Here is a 20,439-nt window from a genome sequence, read left to right as displayed (position 1 = left end):
TTGGTATGGGCAGGGCCGGCCTCCCGGAAGGTGCGGAGACCGGCCCTGGCAAAACACGGCGGCCGCGACTCTCGACGGCCGCCGCGCAGGTTTGATGGTTAGAACTCGTAACGGAAGCTGCCGAACACACCGTGGCCGGTGGTGTTCTGGCCGGCCTGCAGGGTGTAGTTGACGCCGAAGCTCAGGTTGTCGTTGCCCATCTGGATGCCGACACCGCCCTGCCAGGTGAGGTAATCCATCATCTGGGTCTCCACCTCATAGGTACCGGGCAGGCCGGTGAAGGCCACGTCCTGCTTGGCCTTGATGTCGCCCGCGGCCGGGATCACGCTGAAGTCCACGCTGGGCTTGAAGAACCAGCCGCTGTCCAGGGTGAAGTCCTTGCTGAAGGTCACACCGATGGGGAAGGTCCAGATGTCCTGATGGAAACCGTCGCCTTCCAGCACCGTGCCGCCGTTGGTGTCCACATCATAGCCCCAGGTATTGAGGCTCATGTAGCGCACGCCGATATGCGGGATGATGTCCAGCACGCTGGTCTCCAGCTTGTATTCGGCACGCAGGCCGGCGCTGATGGCCGTGGCCTGCACGTCGGCTTCCAGGTCGCCCATGCCCATGCGGCCATCCATGTCCTGTTCCAGATCGTTCCAGGTGCTGGTGTAGGACACGTCGGCCATGAGGCCGAAGTTCTCGTAGTTCCAGCCGGCGTAGGCGCCCAGGCCCCAGAAGGTCATGCGGTTCTCGGTGCTGTTGAGGTCGCCGCCGCTGGATTCGGCATAGCCGCCGCCGATGTTGAAGGTGATACCGGCGCGGATGGCGTTTTCGAAGGTGTAGTCGGCACCCAGCGAGACGCCGCCCAGATTGCCGTTGAAGCCGTAATCAAGATTGCCGGCTTCCATGCCCCAGCCGTGCTGGTTCTGCCACAGGGGCGCGATCCACAGGGCGAAGCCGGTGGTGTTGCGGTCCACGATCTTGCCTTCGGCGTTCATGGCCTGCGCGCCGTCGGCCGGGTTGGCGAAGCCCAGACGGTTGACCACGGCATTGGTGCCCGCGTCGGAAGCCATCTTGGTCATCTGCGGCACGGCACCGGCAAAGGCCATGCGGGCCGCGCTTTCGATGGTGGAGGCAGCGGCCTGCTTGTCCGCGCCCAGGTAACGGTTGTCCGTGGCGCGGCTCAGGAAGCGCACGCCCATGGCATCGGCGTCGACATCGTTGAGCTGCTGGCCGTACAGCGTATTGACCGCGGTGGCCAGCTCATGGCTCAGGTTGGGGAAGACGGTGTGGGCGTCTGCGCTCACGCTCTTGAACACCGTGCCGTCTTCGAAGGTCAGGGTGACCATGTCGGAGCTGGTCAGCAGGTTGGCGTCCTTCCAGCCGGTGGCGGAGGCATTGGTATAGGAAGTGCCGTTGAAGGCAGTATCCGCATTGTCTGCATTCGCAATGACCGTATACGTTTGCCCGGCCACCGCGTCGGCAATGAGCAGCTTGGCGCCGTTCTGGACGTAGAGGTCCTTATCCGTGGTTTTAGCAAGATCAATAGCTGCTGTAGTACCATTGACGGTATTGCCGTTGACCACCAGCAGGGAGTTGTTACCGAAGTAGGCGTCCTGACTTACCGGGTTGCTACTGATGTTGCCAGAAGCATTGACACCGGCATCCACGACGATCTGGCCAGTGCTGGTAAGCTGAATGGGTTGCCCCACGGCCAGCATGGACTGGCCAGCGCCCAGCGTGAACTTACCGCTGCCGATGGCTGTTGTGGTGAAGCCCGCCTTCTGCGCCAGCTCCTGCAGATTGTCCAGACCGGAGGCCACATTGACGACGGAGCCGTCGCTCACCAGCAGTTTGGAACCAAGCTGATCATCTTTCAGACTGCGGATATTGCCGTACGAAGGGTCGAAGAAAAGCACGCCGCCGGTAGCCTGTACCGTACCCAGATCAGCAACAGTATTGGTGATGTTCAACAGACCGTTCGTGACGGTCGTATTTTCTACGGCCAGTGTGGCATTGTTCACAGCAACGGTGCCGCTTTCTGTGACCAGCTTGTTGGCTTCGACCTGTGTGGTATCCAGGCCATTGCCCGCCACCGCAAAGGTGCCGCCGTCCACCGTGACCTCATTCAGGGTCAGGTTCTGGGCGCTGGCGTTGCCCTCAAGGCCCACGGTCAACGAGGCATTTTCGACCACCACGTCGGTCGCCACGTTATCGTTGTTGGCCACAACACCGGTGAAACCGGCTTCGCCACCGGTCAGGGTGATGTCGGAGCTGCCAGTCACTTTGAGGGTGACAGCCTCGGCACCCGCCGTACCGGCGATTTCCAGACCCTTGGCGGTGAACTTGCTGTCGCTGACAATAATGGTATCGGCTGGCAGAAGATCCTCGGCCGAACCATCCGCTGCGACGACCGAGACGATCTGATCTGGCACAGAGGGGATTTCCTTGCCCGCGTCAACGGCATCGCTAGGAGCTTGATCCCCCTCCACCACAACGGGAGCCATCTCGATGGTGACATTGCCGTTATCAGGAGTTGCCCCCACGACCAGGTTCTGCTCGTCGTTCAGCTGAAGCGTGGCATTGAGGAAGTTCAGGGCCGCGCTCTCGTCTCCCTGGCTCAGCAGAGTCTTCTTGGCGTCGTTATACTGATCCAACGTGTAGGTACCGCCATCCAGCCGCAGGTTCAGATTGCCCGAGGTGCCGATGATGTTTTCACCGGTAATGCCGTTGGCCGCGTTGGTGTCGGTATAGCTCTCAAGCAGCTGGTCAAAATCAGCCACAAAGGTACCGCCGTCAATGGTCAATGCCGTGTTGTCGCCTTTAAAAGAAAGCGAGCTGCCGCTGGCCATGTCCAGCGTAGCACCGGTGCTGACGGTGACCTTGCCGCCAACCTGCGTCAGACCGCTGCCCAGCGTGGTGGTGCCGTCCGCCACGGTGATGCTGCCGGCGTTGTAGATGTCGTTGCCTTCGGCGGCGGTGTTGTCGGTGAATGTGTTGGTGCCGGAGAAGGAGATGGAGGAGTTGGCGGCATTGTAGATAGCGCCGCCCTGCTGAGTAGCATGGTTACCGGTGAAGGTCGCATCAGTGATGGTCAACGTGGCACGCTCACTATGGATGGCGCCCCCGCTTTCACCAGCGCTATTATTGAGGAACTCACCGCTGATAGAGGCATTGACCGTTTTGTCGCCTGAATGGTTCGCGAGGAAGACGATGGCTCCGCCCTTGCGTTCCGCGGTGTTGCCTTCAAAGCGGGCAGTGATGGCGTGGTCCGCAGCATCCTTGATACCGTCGCTCCACAGGGCAATAGCACCGCCGGCACCGGACGTATTGCCGGTAAACGTGGCATTGGTGATATTGAGCGAGCCCTGGCCTTCCACATCACCAGCGATGGCACCACCGTACTTGCCAGCTTCGTTTCCGGTGAATTCGCCGCCGCTCACGGTCAGCGTACCGGCGTTATAGATGGCGCCGCCCTGGCCAGCGGCTCCTTCGGCCTTGTTGCCGGTGAAGGTGCTATTGTTAACGGTGACAGTGGCGTTGGCCGGAACGCTGGTGCCGCTGGTGTCTACCCCCAGAACATACAGGGCACCGCCCTGGCTTGCAGTGGCGCCATTGACCGTGTTGCTGTCAAAGGTCACATCGGTGAGATTGACATTAACTTTTCCGTTCTTGTCACCGGAGCCATCATTAGTTCCATTATTGGAATTGCCCTCATCCCCCTTCACATACAGGCCGCCGCCTTGTGCGTCGTTACTCTTGGAGATCAGGCTGTTGCCGGAGAAGGTGGTATCTGCAATATTGAACTGCAGGTCAGACTCCCCACCCCAGCGGGAGCCGCGCAGGTACAGACCGCCGCCCAAGGCATACCCATCAGCTGTGGCTGCATTGCCGGTGAATTCGGAGTCGCTGATGCTGCCGGACGTACCCCACAGTACCAGGCCCGCGCCCATAAGATTGGAAGACGTGGTGACAGTATTCTGGGTGACCTTCAGCTGCGTGGCATTCAGAGAACCGACGCTCTGATAGTACCCACCCCCCTGGACCTGATTGCCGCTGTCACCGGTATTGCCGGTCAGAGTGACATTGTTCAGAGTGACAGAGGCGTTTTGTACGCCGATGGCGCCACCGTAGGCACCGTTGACGGCATCTTCTGTGTCGTCGTACCGGTTGCCGCTGAAGGTGCTGTCCAAGATGGTCAGTTGGGAGTTTTCCCCCTGGCCCTTGACGGAAACCGCTGCCCCGCCAGATCCGCCAGAGGAACCGGTACCGGTCAGTGCGACGGTATTGTTCGCAAAGGTGGAACCGGTGATGGTCAGGCTCTGCTCGGCGTCCAGATTGGCTGTCACAGCACCGATGATGGGATAATTGCGGTCAGCGGTGAAGGTGTTGTTCTTGAAGTCAACACTGGTGATCATCACGTTTTTGTTAGTATCTACAGCTACACCTGCCACGCTGGCAGTGGCATTTTCCCCAGTCGCCATGCCGCCGTTGAGGGTGGTGCGATCAGCCTCAACCGCGATCAGGGCTGCAGATGGATTGGCATCGCCCTGTTCAATAGTCACATTGCTGATCGAAGCGCCTGGATCAAGATTGATGATGCCGGCGTTTTCGGTACGACCTTCCAGCGCGCCGCTCGTCAGCGTGACAGTGCCTTCATTAGCGAGGAAGCCGCTCCCTGTAACCTTGTCGATGGCGATCTCGACGCCTTTGTTGACATCGATGTTGCCGTTATCAAGGATCAGATTGTTGAGAGAGGCATACTTTTGATCAGTAGTATTCTGAATGGCTGTGGGCGTCCATGTTGCCCCGTCTTTGACGGTCAGCGTCATTTCAGAAACTTCAAGCTTCGAAGGGTCACTGGGGGTTCCATTCCAGGAAATAAGCGTGTTGCCGTTCCAGTAGGAGTCAGCACCATTCAGAGTAATATCTATTGTTGCATTTACACCGGTACCAGATGTTGGTCCATCATAGTTAAAATTGATATTTCCATCAATTCCAACAGTAGATTCTCCAGATTTATTAAGGGAAATAATAGCATCTCCTCTGGCAAGGAGAGCATTTTGTGCTTCTACATAAAGATTTCCATTAATTTCTATGATGCCATTAGACATGGCAACAATAGCGCTGTTTGCTGCTTTGATATTAGTATTTTCTGCATTTATTGTTATGCTAGCGCGTTCATCGACAGGAATTCCATTACTATCTGTTGAATTGTTTTGTGCCCACAGAGCTGAATATGACCCTGATGTGTCTGTGCTTATAAGAGTAACTTCTTTTGAAGTTAGGGTAATATGTCCACTTTTTAAAGAAAATATACCACCACCAGCATTAATAGCTATGCTTTGTGTGTCACTATTACCTATATTAATTTGTGGATTATTACGCGTATCTGTACCATCCGCAGTAATAGCATCACCACTCGCAGTATATGAAATATTCTCTCCAGGATAATCATGAACGCCTGAAGTATGCTGGATAGCCGCCCCCGCGGCCGCAGCCCCCCCCATCACCAGCATGCCGGCCACGGCCAGCGAGCCGAACACGTTGAGCAGGTGGCATTTCTTGAGGACCGCTTTGTAGCGGTTGATGAGGTTCCCGATGGCTCCCTTGGTCAGTTGCATATGCATCTCTCCCGAATTTGCGACGTCCAGCCAACAACGGGCGTCAGGTGTACAGGCAGGCTGTCAGGGCGCGAGACAGGCATGTCTGCAATAATGATAATAAATACAATATATTGCAGACACACTTCCCATAACAGCATTGCGTTCGCAAATGTGGGCGGCTATGATGTTCTTCATGATGATGGAAAGTGGAACAAAATATCGCCCACACTCTTTTGTTAGGACAGAATTCAGGTCAAGTAAACAAGAAAGTGTTCTTTAATATCTATTTTTTTGTTAACAGCTGATTTTCTATTCTTTTTTGGGGTGGGTAAGGATGAAAACATATGCAGAAACTTGGAGAACGCATCCGTCATGTACGGGGCAGAATGTCCCAGGAGGCTTTTGCCGGCCTGCTGGGCATCAGCAAGGGCGCTCTCGGCGGTTACGAACGTGGGGAAAACTGTCCCAATGCTGATGTTATCCTAACCATTTGTAAAAAATGCCGGATCAATGTCTCCTGGCTGATGTCGGGCACAGGGGCCATGCAGGCCCCTGAAGACATTGCGGCGGGCGGCCCGCAGGAGGGCGGCCCCGGAGAGCCGGCCGGAGAAAGGTCCCCGGCGGATGAAAAAAACGGCCTGCCGGGTCGTTCCCGGCCAGAACGAGAAGATGGAGAACGACGCCCTGCGGGCCCATTGCCGCTGGCTGCAGGAGCGCCTGGACCAGCTGGAGGCGGAGCGCCGGGACCTGAACCGGGAAAACAGGCAGTTGTGGCAAAAAAATGCCGACCTTGGCGAGCGCCTTGCGCGGCTGGAGCAGTCACAGGAGCTCGCGCGGGGGCATGCCCGCGCCGCAGGCGATGACAGCATGGCTGCCCTGGCGGTCTCCCGCCACGGCGGGCGCTGCACCCGTCTGCAGGAAAACTGCAAGACGGAGGGGAACTAGGGCGGGTCCCGCCGGTGCCGGGGCATCCCGTGGCCCGGCATGGGCGCCGCTCCCCGCTCCCGGGGAGCACAGGACCTGTCACGCATGGACGCCCGGCATCCGGCGCAGGCCGGAAGATGCGGGCGCAGGGCCTTCGCACGGGGCAGGCCCTGCCTTCCCTGTCGCGGATGCGCCTGCGCGTGCCGGGCTCCGGGCCCGGGGCGGGCGTTCCCTTCGCTGCCCGGCGGGCGTGTCCTCCCTGCTCTTGACGGGACAGGCAGATATCGTACTCTGTCCGGGCAAGACCTGACATCTGGAGCACCCATGAACAGCACTTATCCTCTGGTATTTTCCGTCACCTCGGGCAAGGGGGGCGTGGGCAAGACCAATATCTCGGTCAATCTGGCCCTGACCCTGGCGGCGCGCGGCAAGCGTGTGCTGCTTCTGGACGCCGACCTGGGACTGGCCAACGTGGACGTGCTGCTGGGCCTGCATCCCGAAAAGAACATCTTCCACCTGTTCCACGAGGGGGCCTCCCTGCGGGACATCCTGCTGCCCACGGGATACGGCTTTTCCATCCTGCCCGCCTCGTCGGGGGTCAGCGAGATGCTGGCGCTCAATCCGGGGCAGAAGCTGGAACTGCTGGACGCCATGGACGAGCTGGAGGACGAGCTGGACTTCCTCATCGTGGACACGGGCGCGGGCATCAACGACAGCGTGCTCTATTTCAACGTGGCGGCGCAGGAACGGCTCGTCGTCCTGACCCCGGAGCCCACCTCCCTGACGGATGCCTATGCCCTGATCAAGGTGCTGAAGACGCAGCACGGCGTGGAGCGCTTCCAGGTCTGCGTCAACATGGCGCGGGACATGAAGAGCGCCCGCGAGATGTTCGTGCGGCTCACGGATGTCTGCGACCACTTTCTGGGCGGGGTCTCGCTGGATCTGGCCGGCGTGCTGCCCCGTGACCCCGGCGTGCACGAGGCCGTGGTGCGCCAGCAGCCCTTCTGCCGCTGCCTGCCGGAAAGCCCCGTCTGCCGGGGCCTGGAAAAGATGGCGGACACCATCCTGCACTGGGAGCCCGCGCCCAGCGCCGACGGCAACATCAAGTTCTTCTGGAAAAAGCTGCTCTACCGCTAGAAGGGCGCGCACCTTCGCTGCCCTCTTCCGCTGCCGCCCGGGTGCCTTACCGCGGCAGGCGCGGGGGCATAAAAAAACGGCGTCGGAAGACGCCGTTTTTCCGTTGGTCGCGCGCTGTCGCCGGACAGCGGGGGCAGGCCCTATTTCACGGTCACCAGCTCGTAGTCCATGTTGCCGATGCCGATCTTCTGGGCATGCTCGATCTGGCTGCGCCAGTTGGTGCTGGGGTGGATGTCGGTGAAGTGGTCGTTGTGCTCGTGGGCGCACTGGCCCAGCACGCTGGTGCTGATGGCGGGCGCGGCATTGACCGCGTCGATGCAGGCATGGTCCAGGGCCACGGGGTCGAAGCTGGCGAACATGCCGATGTCGGGCACCACGGCGGCATCGTTCTCGGCGTGGCAGTCGCAGTAGGGCGAGACCTGGTTGACGATGCTCACATGGAAGTGCGGGCGGCCCTGGATGACGGCCTTGGTGTATTCGGCCATGCGCTCGTTGAGGATGACGCTCTCGGCGTCGAAGGCATTGCTGATGGCGTCGAAGTTGCACACGCCGATGCAGCGGCCGCAGCCGGCGCACAGGTCATGGTCGATGCGGGCCTTGTGGTCGTCGCCGATGCTGATGGCCGACTGGGCGCAATAGTGCGTACAGGTCTTGCAGCCACGGCATTTTTCGGGGTCGATGCTGGGCTTGCCGATGCTGTGCATGGCCATCTTGCCCGCACGGCTGCCGCAGCCCATGCCGATGTTCTTGATGGCACCGCCGAAGCCGGTCAGCTCGTGCCCCTTGAAGTGGGTCAGGCTGATGAAGATGTCGGCATCCATGATGGCGCGGCCGATGAAGGCGCTCTGGAAGTGGTCGCAGCCTTCCAGGGGCACTTCCATCTCGTCGGTGCCCTTGAGGCCGTCGGCGATGATCATCTGGCAGCCGGTGCTCAGGGGCGAGAAGCCGTTCTCCTGGGCGGCGGCCAGATGTTCCAGGGCGTGCTTGCGGCGGCCCACATACAGGGTGTTGCAGTCGGTCAGGAAGGGGCGCCCGCCCAGGGAGGTCACTTTGTCGGCCACCACCTTGGCGAAGTTGGGACGCAGGAAGGACAGGTTGCCCGGCTCACCGAAATGGATCTTGATGGCCACGAACTTGTTGTCCATGTCGATGCTGTCGATGCCGGCCTTTTCGATCAGTTTTTTCAGCTTGTCCAGCAGGCCGGTGCCCACGGGGCAGCGCATGTCGGTGAAATAGACTTTGGAAGCACTCATTGTCGTCTGTTCTCCAGCGTAGAGGTGAGAGCGCCGTCCCGGAGGACGGCGCGGACGTTCGGGTGTTACAGGCCGTACTGGCGGCCCAGGGAAAAAGCCTTGCCCAGCGGCTCGCCCACGCGGCAGTATTGTTTCTGGCCGCCGTCATAGAGCAGGGGGTCGATGCGGTACATGTCGGGCTGCCCGCTTTCGTTGAGGCAGTCGGTCTCGATGCCCACGTTGAGGATGCGGCCCACGAACTGGGTATGGCTGCCCAGTTCCAGCGTGGCCTGCAGTTCGCATTCCAGCACCAGCGGGCATTCGTCCACATAGGGGGCGTCCACCACCGTGCTGCGCACGGCGGTCAGGCCGGTGGCCGAGAACTTGTCCCCCCTGGCGCCGGAGACCATGCCCGCAAAGTCCACCATGGCGGCCTGGGCCGCCGAGGGCACGCACACCGTGAACGCCCTGCGCGCCACGATGGCCTTGTGCGTCCAGCGTTCGGGCCGCAGGGAAACGGCGATGCAGGGCGGGTTGGAACAGCAGATGCCGCCCCAGGCGGCGGTCATGATGTTGGCCTTGCCTTCTTCATCATAGGCGGCCACCAGAAAGGCCGGCATGGGATAGGCCAGAGTGACGGGACCAAGAGCTTTTTTCATGGCGGGACCTCCTTGTCATGCATGATGCGTGCTGTACAAGCGCGTGTGAAGGATGGCTGTATAGCACCGCCCGCGGCCTGTGGCAACAGAGGATGGATACCACGTTTGCCGTGAAGGTGTCATTGCCTTTTCCTCTCGTCGTGCGTCGCGGGGCGCGGGGCCGTCAGTCTTCCGCGGGCAGCAGGGCGTGATGCAGGCGCGGCAGCCGGCGCACGGCCGCCAGCAGGATGCCCAGGGCCACGCAGGGGGCGGCCGCCAGGGCCAGGAAGGCGGGGCCGTAGCCCAGCAGATGGGCCGCCAGACCGCCGTAGGAGGCGCTGCACGAGGCGCCGATGCCCTGCAGGGTCATGATGATGCCCAGGCCCAGGTTGACGTGGCCGGTGCCGTTGAGCAGCCGGGCCGCCAGGCCGGGCGTGACCACGCCCATGATGCCCGCGCCCACGCCGTCCAGCACCTGGACGGGGATGATGCTCCACGGGCTGTGCCAGAAGCCCGCGATGCAGCCGCGCAGGGGCAGGGCCAGCAGGGCGCACCAGAGCAGGATGCCGTAGCCGCGCCTGCGGGCCAGGCGGGCGGCCTGGAGGGCCACGAGGATCATGGTGCCCTGGGCGATGACCACCGTGGCGGCGGTATAGGCAGCGCCGTTGATGGCGAAGCGGGCCACGGCGGACTGGCCCAGCAGGGGCAGCATGTGGGCGTTGCCCAGATGGAAAAAGAGCATGACCAGCCCCACGCAGAGCACGGGCAGGGCCGCGGGACCGTGCCAGAGGGCCGCGCGCCGCGCGGGCGCGGCGTCATCCGCCTCGGGGGCGAGGCCCCGGGCCTGGGCATGGTCGATGTCGCGGAGAGCGATGCCGTGCAGGGCGTACAGGCTGAGGAGCAGCATGCAGCACATGACCGCGAAGACGCCGGGCACGCCGTACCAGTAGCCGATGGCCCCGCCCAGCATGGCGGAAAGACCGTTGCCCGCATGGTTCCAGGCCTCGTTGCGTCCCAGCTGGGCGGGCAGGTGGGACTGCCCCGCCAGGCCCAGGGTCAGGCCGCTGATGGCCGGGGCCATGGCCGCCGCGCAGACGGCCTGGACGATCTGGGCGCAGCCCACCAGCAACGGATGCTGGCAGAGGAAGATCAGGGCCAGGGCGGCCACGATGCCCGTCGAGGCCAGGGCCAGCAGCAGGCGCTTGTGGCGGGTGGCGTCGGCCAGGGCGCCCAGGGGCGTGGTGACGGCCATGCCCGCCAGGCCGCCGATGGTCATGACGTAGCCTATGCTGTCCGGTGTCCAGCCGTGGCTTTGCAAAAAGATGCCCAGAAAAGGCCCCAGACCGTCGCGGACGTCGGCCAGGGCGAAACAGAGCAGGGAAAGACAGGTCAGGGAACGTGCCTTGGCCGCCAGTCCGGGCGGCAGGGCACGGGGCGCGAAGTATGACAGGGCGGACATGCGGCCTCGGGAAAGCACTGAAGGTTGGGAAACGATGATTTTCCCCCAAAAGCCCCGCTTTGGCAAGCGCCGGGGAGCGCGGGGGCGCGTGCCGGCCGCAGTGTGTCCCGCGTTCAGGGGGCCCTTACGCCCTCACCGACCACGGCGCCGACGAGGATAGTGTGTCCCGCGCCGCAGGGAGCCCTTGCCAAAGGGGGAGGAAAAGGGCTAGGAAGACCCTTTCATTTTCAGGAGAGGAGGCTGCCGTGGCATCTCCCTATATGGATGGCGTGCGCCGGGCCCTGCCCATCGTGCTGGGCTATGTGCCGGTGGCGTTCGCCTTTGGTGTGCTGGCCGTCAAGAGCAATATCCCCCCCGCCCTGGTGGTGGCCATGTCGGTGTTCCATTTCGCCGGTTCCGGGCAGTTCGTCTGCGCCGGGCTGTGGGGGGCCGGTGTGGGGGCCCTGTCCGTCATCGTGGCGGTCTTCGTGGTCAACCTGCGCCATCTGCTCATGTCCGCGGCCATGGCCGAACCGCTGGCGCCGCTCAAGCGCTGGCAGCGGTTCCTGTTCGGCTGCGAGATGACGGACGAGACCTTCGGCGTGCACATCACGGCCTTCCAGCGCGGCTGGAAGCTCTGCACGGCCACGCTCTTCACCTGCAACCTCACGGCCCATGCCTCGTGGGTGCTGGGGACGGTCATCGGCGTGTTCTGCGGCGGGCTCGTCCATGACGTGAAGCCCCTGGGCCTGGACTACGCCCTCACGGCCATGTTCCTGGCCCTGCTGGTGCCGCAGTGCGTCAGCCGCCTGCATGTGCTGGTGGCCATCGTGACGGCCATCCTCTCCCTGAGCCTCAAGCTGGCCGGCATGGGCCAGTGGAACGTGGTGGTGGCCACGGTGCTGGGCGCCTCGCTGGGCGTGGCCCTGCTGCACCGCAACAAAAGCGCCCTGCCGGAAAAGAAGGAGGAAACCGCATGATCTGGATACAGCAGCACGCGGAACTGCTCTTTTGTCTGGTGGGCTGCATGCTGGTGACGGTCATCCCCCGTGTGGGGCCGGTCATGTACCTGCATGCCGAGAGCCTGCCCGACCTGCTGCGCCACTGGCTCTCCTTCGTGCCCGTGGCCGTCATGGCGGCCCTGCTGGGCCCGGACGTCTTCATCTATCAGGGCGAGTTCATGCCCACGCATCACAACCTCTTCCTGATGACGGCCCTCCCGGCCCTGCTGGTGGCCTGGTGGAGCAAGAGCTTTTTCGGTACCATAGCCTTTTCCATGGGCTTCGTGGCCCTGATGCGTTATCTGGGATGGTACTGATGGCACACGAGTCCCGGCCGCACGGCCCCTTCCAGCCGCGGGAGGCCCACCTGCCCCCGGCCCTGCGCAAACCGCGCAAGCCCGCGCCGCCCCTGCCGCCTCCGGCCCGCAGCGCCAGGCTGCTGGTGCGTCTGGCCGCGGAGGATACGGCCCTGTTCCGCTTTTTGCTGGAAGGCTATGACAACACGGCCTACTTCACCGTGCTGGAGCCGCGCACGGCCCTGCTCAAGCTGGTCTTTTCGCCGCACCGGGAAGAGGCCCTGCGCCGGGCCCTGGCCGAGATGGCCGGGAGCCTGGAATTTTCGGTGGAACCCTGGCCCCTGGACAGGGCCTGATAGCGTTGGCGGGGAGGCGCGTCCGGCACGTCCCTCCCCGGCGTCCCCGGCACGCCGCCTGTCCGCACAGGGCGGCGGCGGACCCGGGAGACGGGAGTTTTTGTCATGGAGAAGGATGCCCCCTCAGGAAAGGACGGCCACGCGGACCGGCCCCGCGCCATCGCGGAGGACAGCGCCCCGGACGTCCGGCCGGATGCCCTGCTGGCGGCCCTGGCCGCCGCGAGCTTCGATGTGGAGCGGCAGGACGGGCCCGGCAGCCTGCGCGCCCTCTGCGCCTTCCACCGTCGTGACGAGGCCTATGTGCTGCACCGCAAGGCCACGCTCTGGGCGGCGGAGACGCACGAATATGTGCAGGTCCACTGCCTGCCCCGGCTGGACGCGGCCGCCTGGGAGCGCATCCGTGACGGGGCCCTGGCCTGGGGGCGGGCCCGTATCCGGCCCCACGACGAGCACATGGCCTCGTATGTGAGCGTCATCATCCTGTGCCGGACATGGCATCAGGACGCGGCCGCCGCCCTGGCGCGCTGCCGTGTCCGCAAGAGTTTCTGGCTGGGCCTGCGCGGCTGGATGCGCCTGCGCGCGCTGGCCCTCATCCTGCCTTCCGCGCCGCGGCGCGACACCGTCCCCCCCGATGCCGCCTGCGTCTGCAACGAGGCAGCCCGGGCCACCCTGCTGCCGCTGGTGCGCAGGGCGTTCCCGTCCCTTTTTCCTCGCGAGCGTGCATCATGAATTCCCTGTATCTGCTCCTTGGCGGCCTGGCCCTGCTGGGGCTGGGCTATTTCGTCTACGGCGCCTGGCTGGAAAAGGTCTGGGGCGTCGATCCTTCCCGTCCCACGCCTGCCCACCAGTTCCGCGACGGCGTGGACTACATGCCCTCCAAAGCTCCGGTGGTGCTGGGCCACCATTTTTCGTCCATCGCCGGGGCCGGGCCCATCAACGGCCCCATCCAGGCCGCCGTCTTCGGCTGGCTGCCCTGCTTCATCTGGGTGGTGGTCGGCGGCATCTTCTTCGGCGGCGTGCATGACTTCGGCTCCCTGTTCGCCTCCCTGCGCAACAAGGGCCGCTCCATCGGCGAGGTCATCGCCGGCAGCATCGGCCTGCGCGCCAAGCGCCTGTTCGTCATCTTCTCCTTCCTGACCCTGGTGCTGGTGGTGGGGGCCTTCGCCTCCATCGTGGCGGGCACCTTCAACGGTTTCATGAGCGATGCCTCGGGCGCGCTGGTTCATAACCACGTCAACGGCTCCACGGCCACCATCTCCCTGCTGTTCATCGTGCTGGCCGTGATCTTCGGCCTGCTGGTCTACCGCTTCGAGATGCCCCTGGGCAGGGCCACCCTGCTGGGCGTGGCAGGCATCGTGGGCGTCATCGCCCTGGGCCTGCGCTTCCCCGTCTATGCGGGCTACGATACCTGGATGTGGCTGCTGGGCCTGTACATCCTCGTGGCTTCGGTGACGCCCGTCTGGATCCTGCTCCAGCCCCGCGACTACCTCAGCTCCTTCCTGCTCTACGCCATGATGCTGGCCGCCGTGGTGGGCATCGTGGCCGCGCATCCGGTCATCGAGCTGCCCGCCTTCACCTCCTTCGAGGTCAACGGCCAGTACCTCTTCCCGGCCCTGTTCGTGACCGTGGCCTGCGGGGCCATCTCGGGCTTCCATTCGCTGGTGGCCTCGGGCACCACGTCCAAACAGTTGAGCAGCGAGCGTGACGCCCGCCTGGTGGGCTTTGGCTCCATGCTCATCGAAAGCGCGCTGGGCATCGCCTCGCTCATCGCCGTGGGCTACATCTTCACCCGGAACGGCCATGCCTTCACCAGCCAGACGCCCACCCAGGTGCTGGCCGACGGCCTGTCGCAGATGCTGGCCTGCGTGGGCCTGGGCAGCGAGAGCGCCCGCGGCGTCACTTACGGCCTCATCATCCTGGCCGTGTCCACCTTCTGCCTCACCTCGCTGGATACGGCCACCCGCCTGGGCCGCTACATGTTCCAGGAACTGTGGCTGGCCCCGGGCCAGAGCGTGAAGGACGTGCGCGGCTGGCGGGCCGTGCTGGTCAACAAATATGTGGCCACGCTGGTGACCGTGGGCCTGGGCATGAGCCTGGGCTTTGGCGGCTATGCCAAGATCTGGCCCCTGTTCGGCGCGGCCAACCAGCTGCTGGCCGCTCTGGCCCTGCTGGCCGTGGCCTGCTGGCTCCAGAACCTTTCCCGCCGCAACGGCATGTTCCTGCTGCCCATGTTCTTCATGCTGCTGGTGACGCTCTCCGCCCTGGTGCTGGGCATCGTGGCCCAGGGCCGTGCCCTGCTGGCCGGGACGGGCGGTACCGTGGCGGCCCTGCAACTGGTCATCGCCGTGCTGCTGCTGGCGCTGTCGCTGGTGCTGGTGCACGAAGGCTGGCAGGCCCTGCGCCGCAAGGGGCGCCCGGCGGCGAAGACGGCCTAGACGGGTCTTTCTCCATGAAGAGGCCGGCGGAAGGGCACCGCCCCTGACGGGAAGGGCGCCTGCCTGACGGCACGCGACACACGATGAAAAAGGCGGATCCAAGGATCCGCCTTTTCGCGCTGGGCTGTACGGGTGATGCGCCGGGATGGCCTGTCCCGGCAGGGGGATGGCCCGGTTGGCTATCTCCCATCCGCAGACACCTGCGGCCTGGATGGCCCGGAGCCGCCGCCGCGGCGCGGGGGCGGCCCGATGGCGGTCTGCTTCGGGGATCTCCGTTCCGGGGAGCTAGCTGTTGAAGATGAGCGGTTCCTTGCGCTTGGCTTCGGGCAGGTGCCCCTTGGCGTAGCCCAGGCTCAGGGCACTGACGAAGCGGCAGTGTTCCGGCACCTTGTAGCGGGCCTTGATCTCCGGCCGGTCCATGAAGTCCTGGGCGAAGCCGATCCAGCAGGAGCCGATGCCCTTGGCATGGGCGGCCAGCATGATGTTGGCCGTGCACAGGGTGCCGTCATAGACATACCAGTGCGAGGCCGTGTCCCCGTAGACGCAGATGATGTTGTTGGCGTCGTAGAAGATGTTGTAGTTGGGATGGTCCAGCCATTCCCTGTACTGGGCCAGCCAGGGGAAATCCGCGAAGTTCTCTTTGAGCCAGACCTTGATCTCGTCGGAAAGGGCGGCGATCTTTTCCCGGCCCTCCAGGGTCACGAATCCCCAGGGCTGCATGCCCGAACCGGTGGTGGCCTTGGTGCCGACGGTCAGCAGCTCCAGGATCTCTTTTTTGGGGATGGGCCGGTCCTCATAGGAACGGCAGGAACGGCGGGTGAGGATGCATTGCAGGGCGTCCATGACGAGACCTCCCGGGTTGGACAGGACAGGGAAACGTCCGCAGCGGGCGCGGACACCCTGCCACTATAGGGCGGGGGGCCGCAAAAGTCGAGCAAGGGGAAGGGGCGCTGCCGGGCGTGCGCGACGGGCATCCCTTGGGGACGGATACGGCCGGGCTGATGCGGCAGGTGTGGCGGCAGGAGGGAGAGATTCAGCAAAGCCGGAAGAGTAGGCGGCAGGCTTTTGTCTGGGGGCAGCGTCCCTGTCCCCGGATGCGAGGGGCTGCGGCAAGAGGCGGGCTTGCGGCAAGCAGGATGGAACTGCAGCCTTTTCTGTGACCGGCAGTGATGCGGGTGGGGCGCGGGATGCCTAATCGGATATTGGACGGGCTCTCCGGCAGGCAGTGAGCAGAGCCTGTGCCGGGCGCTGGACTTTGTCCCGCACTTCCCGTAGTCAGCGCAGGAAAGGTGCTGCCTGTGGGGCGGCCCCGCCATGTCCCTGATGGCCCTGTCCTTTTCCCTCATCCCCGTTTCCCGGTACGGCCAGACGGGCATTGCCGTCCCCGGCCCCGCCAGGGTCACGGGAGGGAACGTGCCGGAAGGGGAGCGGGAGGATGCCGCAGCGCCGGAACATCGTACTGGAGGATACATGCAACGGATCCTGTGGACCCTGACCTTCCTGCTCCTTACCGCTGTCACCTGCCCGGCCGGGCAGCATCCCGTCCGCGTGACCCGGACCGCCGGCGATTTCTACGCCGTGTTCGACCAGGACCTCCTCATCAAGACGGCATTCTGTTCCGTCCGGGCTTTTGAGGAACGGGCCGCGCTGCGTGCGGGCGAACTCGTCTTCGCGGACGGCACGCGCTGCACCGTGGACAGGGTCTATGCCCGCCAGCGCCTGCGGCGGGGGGCCCACAACGTCACCGTCACCCGGGAAGAGGAGGGCATCTACCGTCTGGCGGACTCGGAGACGCTGCTTTTCGCGGCGGGCTGCCGTACACTGGCCCTGCGGGACGAGGCCGTGCTGGAGATGCAGGACAGCCTTTCCGGTACGCTGCGCCTGCACGGCGGCACCTGCCGGGTCGCGGGCATCTTCGAACCCATTTCGTACTGAGTCCCGCCGAGCCCGCGCCTGTCCGTCTCCGCCGGCTGACGGCACAGGGGCCGGAAGGCCTCCGGGCGCGGAGTGCCCTCCCTGCCAGACAGCCGGAGGTGCTGTCGCGGCAGGCGGCTGCACAGAAAAAAGGCCGCCGCAGACATGCGCCGCGACGACCTTCCCTCTTTCTGGTACCCGGAGCCGGGCTTGAACCGGCACAGCCGGTGGCCGAGGGATTTTAAGTCCCTTGTGTCTACCAGTTCCACCATCCGGGCGTGGGCTCCTTTGTAGCTGGCAGCTCCTGTGCCGTCAAGGGGCGGGCGTTGCCAGACGGGGGCCGAGCCGTTACACTGCCCCAGGCTCCGCCGTTACGGGGAGGCCCCGGAAAGGGGCCGCATTTTCGCACAGCCGGGCTTTGCCCGTGCCGTGCCGTAGCATCGGCCCTGCCGTGGATGCAGACAGGGAAGCGGCATCGGGACAAGTACCAGGGCCGTCATGGACGGTCAGGCAGCGGCGAAGGGATGGCCACGAAGGGATGCGCTGGGGGCACGTCGCCCGTGCGCGGCATCCTGTCCGCAGCGGACCGCCCTGCCCATGCCGGGGGGCGCATCCGTTCGTGTGTTCGTTGTGGTCCAGCGGCGTCCCGGTAGCGTCAATGGCTCGTCCGCTCGGGCATGGACGTGCGTGGCTGCGTGGCTCCGGCATCTGTGGGGCATTCGCCTTGCCGTGGACGTCCTTGAGCCTGGCTGCCTTCGTGTCCCCCGGACCGCGGAGCCGTGGAGGAGAGATATGTCATTCTGGAATACCTGCATCCTGGCCTATTGCCGTCTGGGCATCGCCGGACTTTCGCCCAGGGCTCCGGGCACGGCCGGTTCGGCCCTGGCCGCCCTGCTGGCGCCGCTGATCTTTCTGCCCCTGCCGCTCTGGGGGCGTCTGCTCTTTCTGGCCGTGATCGTCGTGACCGGCGGTCTGGCCGCCACCCGGGCCGAGATCCTGCTGGGGCGCACCGACCCCGGGGAAGTGGTCATCGACGAGCTGGCGGGCGTCTGGATCGCCCTGCTGCCCCTGGGCGCGGACCAGTGGTCGTGGCCCGGCCTGGTCTGGGCCTTCGCCCTGTTCCGCCTGTTCGACATCTGGAAGCCCTGGCCCGTGCACGCCTCGGAAACCTGGCTGCCCGCCGGCTGGGGCATCATGCTGGACGATATCCTGGCCGGTCTCATGGCCATGTGCTGCATGCTGGTGCTGCGGGCCCTGGGCTGGGTCTAGGGAAAGGGGGGAAGAAAGAATCCTTCACGCGTTGCTGCCGATGCCCGCCTCAGGTAGCAACGGGTATGGTCTCGGAGGGCCTGCCTTACAGTGGCTGGTGTGCGCGAAAAGCCCTCTCCTGCAAGCCTCCTCCCATCTCAGGCCGCTTTGCTGGGAGAGAAGGGCGGAAAAGGCGAGCCCAGTCAGACTGGGGACGATAGGGCCTTGTGGCTTTTGGAAAAACAAAAAAAGGACGCTGCGGCGTCCTTTTTTTCGTGGGCTGTGAGCGGGAAAAGAAGGATAAATGGACGATTGAAGTACTTACTGCGGTAACAAAAAGCCTCCGCAGAGCGAATGCTTAGAAATATTCTACCCTACTTGATGATACAACAAAGAGAGGTCGATATTTGGGCTAAATCGCTCGTCTCATTTACATTATAATTGGGGAAAATGCTGAAGCAAGTAGAAATTTCGCCATACTGTTTCTGATAATTAAGGCGAATATCATTTATATAGCTTTCCCAGTCTGATATTTTTTCATTTAGTTGTTTTCTCGCTTTTTCCATACTGCTGATGCTATATGAGTACACAGAAGTAATGAAAATGCATGCTTGCAATGCCCCATCTGTCGATGTTTTTCTGAGCTTCCTACAAAGATGCATCAGTCTTTTAATGTCATCAGCATAATTATCAGCCCAAGCAGTGGAACACTTGGCTTCAATAGCAAATTTGAGCTGTTTGTCTTTGTTCAGAAGAGCCATATCAAGGCGTCCTGATCCCTTAAGACAACTGGGAAGGCGTTTATCCCAATCATCCTTAAGAGTCGAAAGGCAATATTCAAGGCAGAGGTATGGGGGAGGAGACGGAGTCTTCATCACAGCCTGTGCCATACATGCCACCATGTAACTCTCTCCGGCGCATTCGTTCAGGAAAGTGCCGTCAGACCATTCCAGATAATCTTTTGTGGCTTTGCAGGCGCCTTTATGCAGGGCCTTTACCAAGTCAGCTTCGGATATCATATCTTTTCCCCAGATGCTGTCCCCATCCGCGGGACGCAACAAAAGCGCACCTCTGTCAGTAGGCCAGGGGTGCGCTGCAAAGGCGGGGCGGGTGCGGGCTACTTCATGCGGTAGGTGATGCGGCCGCGGGTCAGGTCGTAGGGAGAGAGCTCCACCTTCACGCGGTCGCCGGGCAGGATGCGGATGTAGAACTTGCGCATCTTGCCGGAAATGTGCGCCAGCACTTCGTGGCCGTTTTCCAGCTCCACACGGAACATGGCATTGGGCAGGGCTTCCTGCACCACGCCGTCAACTTCAATGGAACCTTCTTTAGCCATATTTCCTCCAGAAAAATTCAGATAAGCGGCGAAATATTTACCCAGAAGACGCAAGGTCTGTCAACGCTTTCGTGCGCTCCTGCCCTTGCGGGGAGCCGCTGCGGGCTCCACGGCGGCCTGTGCCCGCGGCGTGCGGCACAGCAGCCACAGGCCCGCGGCCATGAGCGGCAGGCAGAGCAGCTGGCCCATGGTCAGCCAGCCGAAGGCCAGGTAGCCCAGCTGGGCGTCGGGCACGCGCACGAATTCCACGCCGAAGCGGAACACGGCGTAGAGCAGGGCGAAAAGGCCGGAGACGGCCCCCGCCTTGCGCGGCCGGGCGGAGAAGATCCAGAGCACCACGAACAGCACCAGCCCTTCCAGCAGGCCTTCGTAGAGCTGCGAGGGATGGCGCGGCCAGGGCCCGCCGGTGGGGAAGACCATGGCCCAGGGCACGTCGCTGACTTTGCCCCAGAGCTCGCCGTTGATGAAATTGCCCATGCGGCCCCAGAACAGGCCCTGCGGCACCAGGGGCGCGATGAAGTCCGAGACTTCGAGGAAGGACTTCTTGCGGGTGCGCGCGAAATACCAGAAGGCACAGAGCACGCCCAGCAGGCCGCCGTGGAAGGACATGCCGCCGTTCCAGATGCGCAGTATCTCGCCGGGATCGTCGATATAGGCGGGCAGGTCGTAGAAGAGCACATAGCCCAGGCGCGCGCCCAGGATGACGCCCAGCATGACGAAGGTCAGCAGGTCGTCCACATCCACGGTCTTCCAGCCGGAACCGGGGCGGGAGGCCCGTCGGCGGGCCAGGCCCCAGCCCACGAAAAAGGCCAGCAAGTACATGAGGCCGTACCAGCGCAGCTGCAGGGAGCCGATGCTGAAGGCCACGGGATCGATGGCAGGGAACTGCATCC

18 protein-coding genes, 1 tRNA gene and 1 pseudogene are annotated in these 20,439 nt (G+C 63.3%); 11 read left to right on the top strand and 9 right to left on the bottom strand.

What is annotated here, in order from left to right; genetic code table 11:
- Nucleotides 1-98: 98 nt before the first annotated feature.
- Nucleotides 99-4,403, bottom strand: coding sequence for an autotransporter domain-containing protein (locus tag DESPIGER_RS07665; protein ID WP_072335155.1), 4,305 nt, complete (start codon nucleotides 4,401-4,403; stop codon nucleotides 99-101).
- Nucleotides 4,404-5,082: 679 nt separating this feature from the next.
- On the opposite strand from DESPIGER_RS07665, the gene DESPIGER_RS13090 reads away from it, so the two are divergent.
- The 4 genes and pseudogenes from DESPIGER_RS13090 to DESPIGER_RS07655 all read left to right on the top strand — a co-directional run bounded on the left by DESPIGER_RS13090 (nucleotide 5,083) and on the right by DESPIGER_RS07655 (nucleotide 7,652).
- Entirely contained in the window at nucleotides 5,083-5,439 is a 357-nt protein-coding gene (locus DESPIGER_RS13090; protein WP_162273855.1) for a hypothetical protein, read from the top strand.
- Between the two features lie 496 nt (nucleotides 5,440-5,935).
- Nucleotides 5,936-6,103 (top strand): annotated as a pseudogene (locus tag DESPIGER_RS13310) (helix-turn-helix domain-containing protein); the annotation flags it as partial.
- Between the two features lie 112 nt (nucleotides 6,104-6,215).
- Complete coding sequence (locus DESPIGER_RS13305; protein ID WP_231927676.1) at nucleotides 6,216-6,536, top strand: hypothetical protein; 321 nt, start codon at nucleotides 6,216-6,218, stop codon at nucleotides 6,534-6,536.
- 303 nt (nucleotides 6,537-6,839) lie between these two features.
- Complete coding sequence (locus tag DESPIGER_RS07655) at nucleotides 6,840-7,652, top strand: MinD/ParA family protein (protein ID WP_072335149.1); 813 nt, start codon at nucleotides 6,840-6,842, stop codon at nucleotides 7,650-7,652.
- A gap of 140 nt (nucleotides 7,653-7,792) precedes the next feature.
- Here DESPIGER_RS07655 and DESPIGER_RS07650 read toward each other — a convergent pair whose 3' ends face one another.
- From DESPIGER_RS07650 to DESPIGER_RS07640, 3 genes are all read right to left on the bottom strand, one after another.
- Nucleotides 7,793-8,905 (bottom strand): DUF362 domain-containing protein, encoded by a 1,113-nt coding sequence (locus DESPIGER_RS07650; RefSeq protein WP_072335147.1) that lies wholly within the window; start codon nucleotides 8,903-8,905, stop codon nucleotides 7,793-7,795.
- Nucleotides 8,906-8,970: 65 nt separating this feature from the next.
- The gene (locus DESPIGER_RS07645) at nucleotides 8,971-9,543 is read right to left on the bottom strand and encodes a flavin reductase family protein (protein WP_072335144.1); all 573 of its coding nucleotides are present in this window, start codon (nucleotides 9,541-9,543) and stop codon (nucleotides 8,971-8,973) included.
- A gap of 163 nt (nucleotides 9,544-9,706) precedes the next feature.
- Complete coding sequence (locus DESPIGER_RS07640) at nucleotides 9,707-10,981, bottom strand: MFS transporter (protein ID WP_156831656.1); 1,275 nt, start codon at nucleotides 10,979-10,981, stop codon at nucleotides 9,707-9,709.
- A gap of 245 nt (nucleotides 10,982-11,226) precedes the next feature.
- Here DESPIGER_RS07640 and DESPIGER_RS07635 point away from each other — a divergent pair, with 245 nt between their 5' ends.
- From DESPIGER_RS07635 to DESPIGER_RS07615, 5 genes are all read left to right on the top strand, one after another.
- Complete coding sequence (locus DESPIGER_RS07635) at nucleotides 11,227-11,940, top strand: AzlC family ABC transporter permease (protein ID WP_072335141.1); 714 nt, start codon at nucleotides 11,227-11,229, stop codon at nucleotides 11,938-11,940.
- Nucleotides 11,937-12,278: an AzlD domain-containing protein gene (locus DESPIGER_RS07630; protein ID WP_072335139.1), complete on the top strand. Its 342-nt coding sequence runs from the start codon at nucleotides 11,937-11,939 to the stop codon at nucleotides 12,276-12,278. Before DESPIGER_RS07635 ends, DESPIGER_RS07630 begins: the two co-directional genes overlap by 4 nt.
- Entirely contained in the window at nucleotides 12,278-12,613 is a 336-nt protein-coding gene (locus DESPIGER_RS07625; RefSeq protein WP_156831655.1) for a DUF4911 domain-containing protein, read from the top strand. Before DESPIGER_RS07630 ends, DESPIGER_RS07625 begins: the two co-directional genes overlap by 1 nt.
- Nucleotides 12,614-12,718: 105 nt before the next feature.
- The gene (locus tag DESPIGER_RS07620; protein ID WP_072335136.1) at nucleotides 12,719-13,342 is read left to right on the top strand and encodes a hypothetical protein; all 624 of its coding nucleotides are present in this window, start codon (nucleotides 12,719-12,721) and stop codon (nucleotides 13,340-13,342) included.
- Nucleotides 13,339-15,048, top strand: coding sequence for a carbon starvation protein A (locus DESPIGER_RS07615; protein WP_072335133.1), 1,710 nt, complete (start codon nucleotides 13,339-13,341; stop codon nucleotides 15,046-15,048). The genes DESPIGER_RS07620 and DESPIGER_RS07615 overlap by 4 nt, the downstream gene beginning before the upstream one ends.
- A 285-nt stretch (nucleotides 15,049-15,333) precedes the next feature.
- Here the strand turns inward: DESPIGER_RS07615 and DESPIGER_RS07610 are convergent, their stop codons facing one another.
- Nucleotides 15,334-15,891: a nitroreductase family protein gene (locus tag DESPIGER_RS07610; protein WP_072335130.1), complete on the bottom strand. Its 558-nt coding sequence runs from the start codon at nucleotides 15,889-15,891 to the stop codon at nucleotides 15,334-15,336.
- Between the two features lie 627 nt (nucleotides 15,892-16,518).
- On the opposite strand from DESPIGER_RS07610, the gene DESPIGER_RS07605 reads away from it, so the two are divergent.
- Nucleotides 16,519-16,983 carry a hypothetical protein gene (locus tag DESPIGER_RS07605; protein ID WP_156831654.1) on the top strand — a complete coding sequence of 155 codons (465 nt, stop codon included), beginning with the start codon at nucleotides 16,519-16,521 and terminating at the stop codon, nucleotides 16,981-16,983.
- A 171-nt stretch (nucleotides 16,984-17,154) separates the two neighbouring features.
- Here DESPIGER_RS07605 and DESPIGER_RS07600 read toward each other — a convergent pair.
- Nucleotides 17,155-17,240 (bottom strand) — tRNA-Leu (locus DESPIGER_RS07600).
- 514 nt (nucleotides 17,241-17,754) lie between these two features.
- Between DESPIGER_RS07600 and DESPIGER_RS07595 the strand changes: the two genes are divergently transcribed.
- The gene (locus tag DESPIGER_RS07595; RefSeq protein ID WP_072335125.1) at nucleotides 17,755-18,231 is read left to right on the top strand and encodes a phosphatidylglycerophosphatase A; all 477 of its coding nucleotides are present in this window, start codon (nucleotides 17,755-17,757) and stop codon (nucleotides 18,229-18,231) included.
- A gap of 353 nt (nucleotides 18,232-18,584) precedes the next feature.
- Here the strand turns inward: DESPIGER_RS07595 and DESPIGER_RS12910 are convergent, their stop codons facing one another.
- The 3 genes from DESPIGER_RS12910 to lgt form a co-directional block, all read right to left on the bottom strand.
- Complete coding sequence (locus DESPIGER_RS12910; protein WP_156831653.1) at nucleotides 18,585-19,229, bottom strand: hypothetical protein; 645 nt, start codon at nucleotides 19,227-19,229, stop codon at nucleotides 18,585-18,587.
- 98 nt (nucleotides 19,230-19,327) lie between these two features.
- Entirely contained in the window at nucleotides 19,328-19,546 is a 219-nt protein-coding gene (gene infA, locus DESPIGER_RS07590; RefSeq protein WP_006008898.1) for a translation initiation factor IF-1, read from the bottom strand.
- Between the two features lie 60 nt (nucleotides 19,547-19,606).
- Entirely contained in the window at nucleotides 19,607-20,437 is an 831-nt protein-coding gene (gene lgt, locus DESPIGER_RS07585) for a prolipoprotein diacylglyceryl transferase (protein ID WP_072335122.1), read from the bottom strand.
- Between the last annotated feature and the right edge of the window lie 2 nt (nucleotides 20,438-20,439).

The organism is Desulfovibrio piger, assembly GCF_900116045.1.
In the GTDB taxonomy this organism is placed as follows: Bacteria; Desulfobacterota; Desulfovibrionia; order Desulfovibrionales; family Desulfovibrionaceae; genus Desulfovibrio; species Desulfovibrio piger_A.
This window is presented reverse-complemented; position numbering and strand designations above follow the sequence as displayed.

Excerpts from the sequence above, each read along its gene's own strand:
- DESPIGER_RS07665 (WP_072335155.1), bottom strand. The coding sequence starts at position 4,403 with ATGATCACCAGTGTTGACTTCAAGAACAACACCTTCACCGCTGACCGC.
- DESPIGER_RS13090 (WP_162273855.1), top strand. The coding sequence starts at position 5,083 with ATGATGCCATTAGACATGGCAACAATAGCGCTGTTTGCTGCTTTGATA.
- DESPIGER_RS13305 (WP_231927676.1), top strand. The coding sequence starts at position 6,216 with ATGAAAAAAACGGCCTGCCGGGTCGTTCCCGGCCAGAACGAGAAGATG.
- DESPIGER_RS07655 (WP_072335149.1), top strand. The coding sequence starts at position 6,840 with ATGAACAGCACTTATCCTCTGGTATTTTCCGTCACCTCGGGCAAGGGG.
- DESPIGER_RS07650 (WP_072335147.1), bottom strand. The coding sequence starts at position 8,905 with ATGAGTGCTTCCAAAGTCTATTTCACCGACATGCGCTGCCCCGTGGGC.
- DESPIGER_RS07645 (WP_072335144.1), bottom strand. The coding sequence starts at position 9,543 with ATGAAAAAAGCTCTTGGTCCCGTCACTCTGGCCTATCCCATGCCGGCC.
- DESPIGER_RS07640 (WP_156831656.1), bottom strand. The coding sequence starts at position 10,981 with ATGTCCGCCCTGTCATACTTCGCGCCCCGTGCCCTGCCGCCCGGACTG.
- DESPIGER_RS07630 (WP_072335139.1), top strand. The coding sequence starts at position 11,937 with ATGATCTGGATACAGCAGCACGCGGAACTGCTCTTTTGTCTGGTGGGC.
- DESPIGER_RS07625 (WP_156831655.1), top strand. The coding sequence starts at position 12,278 with ATGGCACACGAGTCCCGGCCGCACGGCCCCTTCCAGCCGCGGGAGGCC.
- DESPIGER_RS07620 (WP_072335136.1), top strand. The coding sequence starts at position 12,719 with ATGGAGAAGGATGCCCCCTCAGGAAAGGACGGCCACGCGGACCGGCCC.
- DESPIGER_RS07615 (WP_072335133.1), top strand. The coding sequence starts at position 13,339 with ATGAATTCCCTGTATCTGCTCCTTGGCGGCCTGGCCCTGCTGGGGCTG.
- DESPIGER_RS07610 (WP_072335130.1), bottom strand. The coding sequence starts at position 15,891 with ATGGACGCCCTGCAATGCATCCTCACCCGCCGTTCCTGCCGTTCCTAT.
- DESPIGER_RS07605 (WP_156831654.1), top strand. The coding sequence starts at position 16,519 with ATGCAACGGATCCTGTGGACCCTGACCTTCCTGCTCCTTACCGCTGTC.
- DESPIGER_RS07595 (WP_072335125.1), top strand. The coding sequence starts at position 17,755 with ATGTCATTCTGGAATACCTGCATCCTGGCCTATTGCCGTCTGGGCATC.
- DESPIGER_RS12910 (WP_156831653.1), bottom strand. The coding sequence starts at position 19,229 with ATGATATCCGAAGCTGACTTGGTAAAGGCCCTGCATAAAGGCGCCTGC.
- infA (WP_006008898.1), bottom strand. The coding sequence starts at position 19,546 with ATGGCTAAAGAAGGTTCCATTGAAGTTGACGGCGTGGTGCAGGAAGCC.
- lgt (WP_072335122.1), bottom strand. The coding sequence starts at position 20,437 with ATGCAGTTCCCTGCCATCGATCCCGTGGCCTTCAGCATCGGCTCCCTG.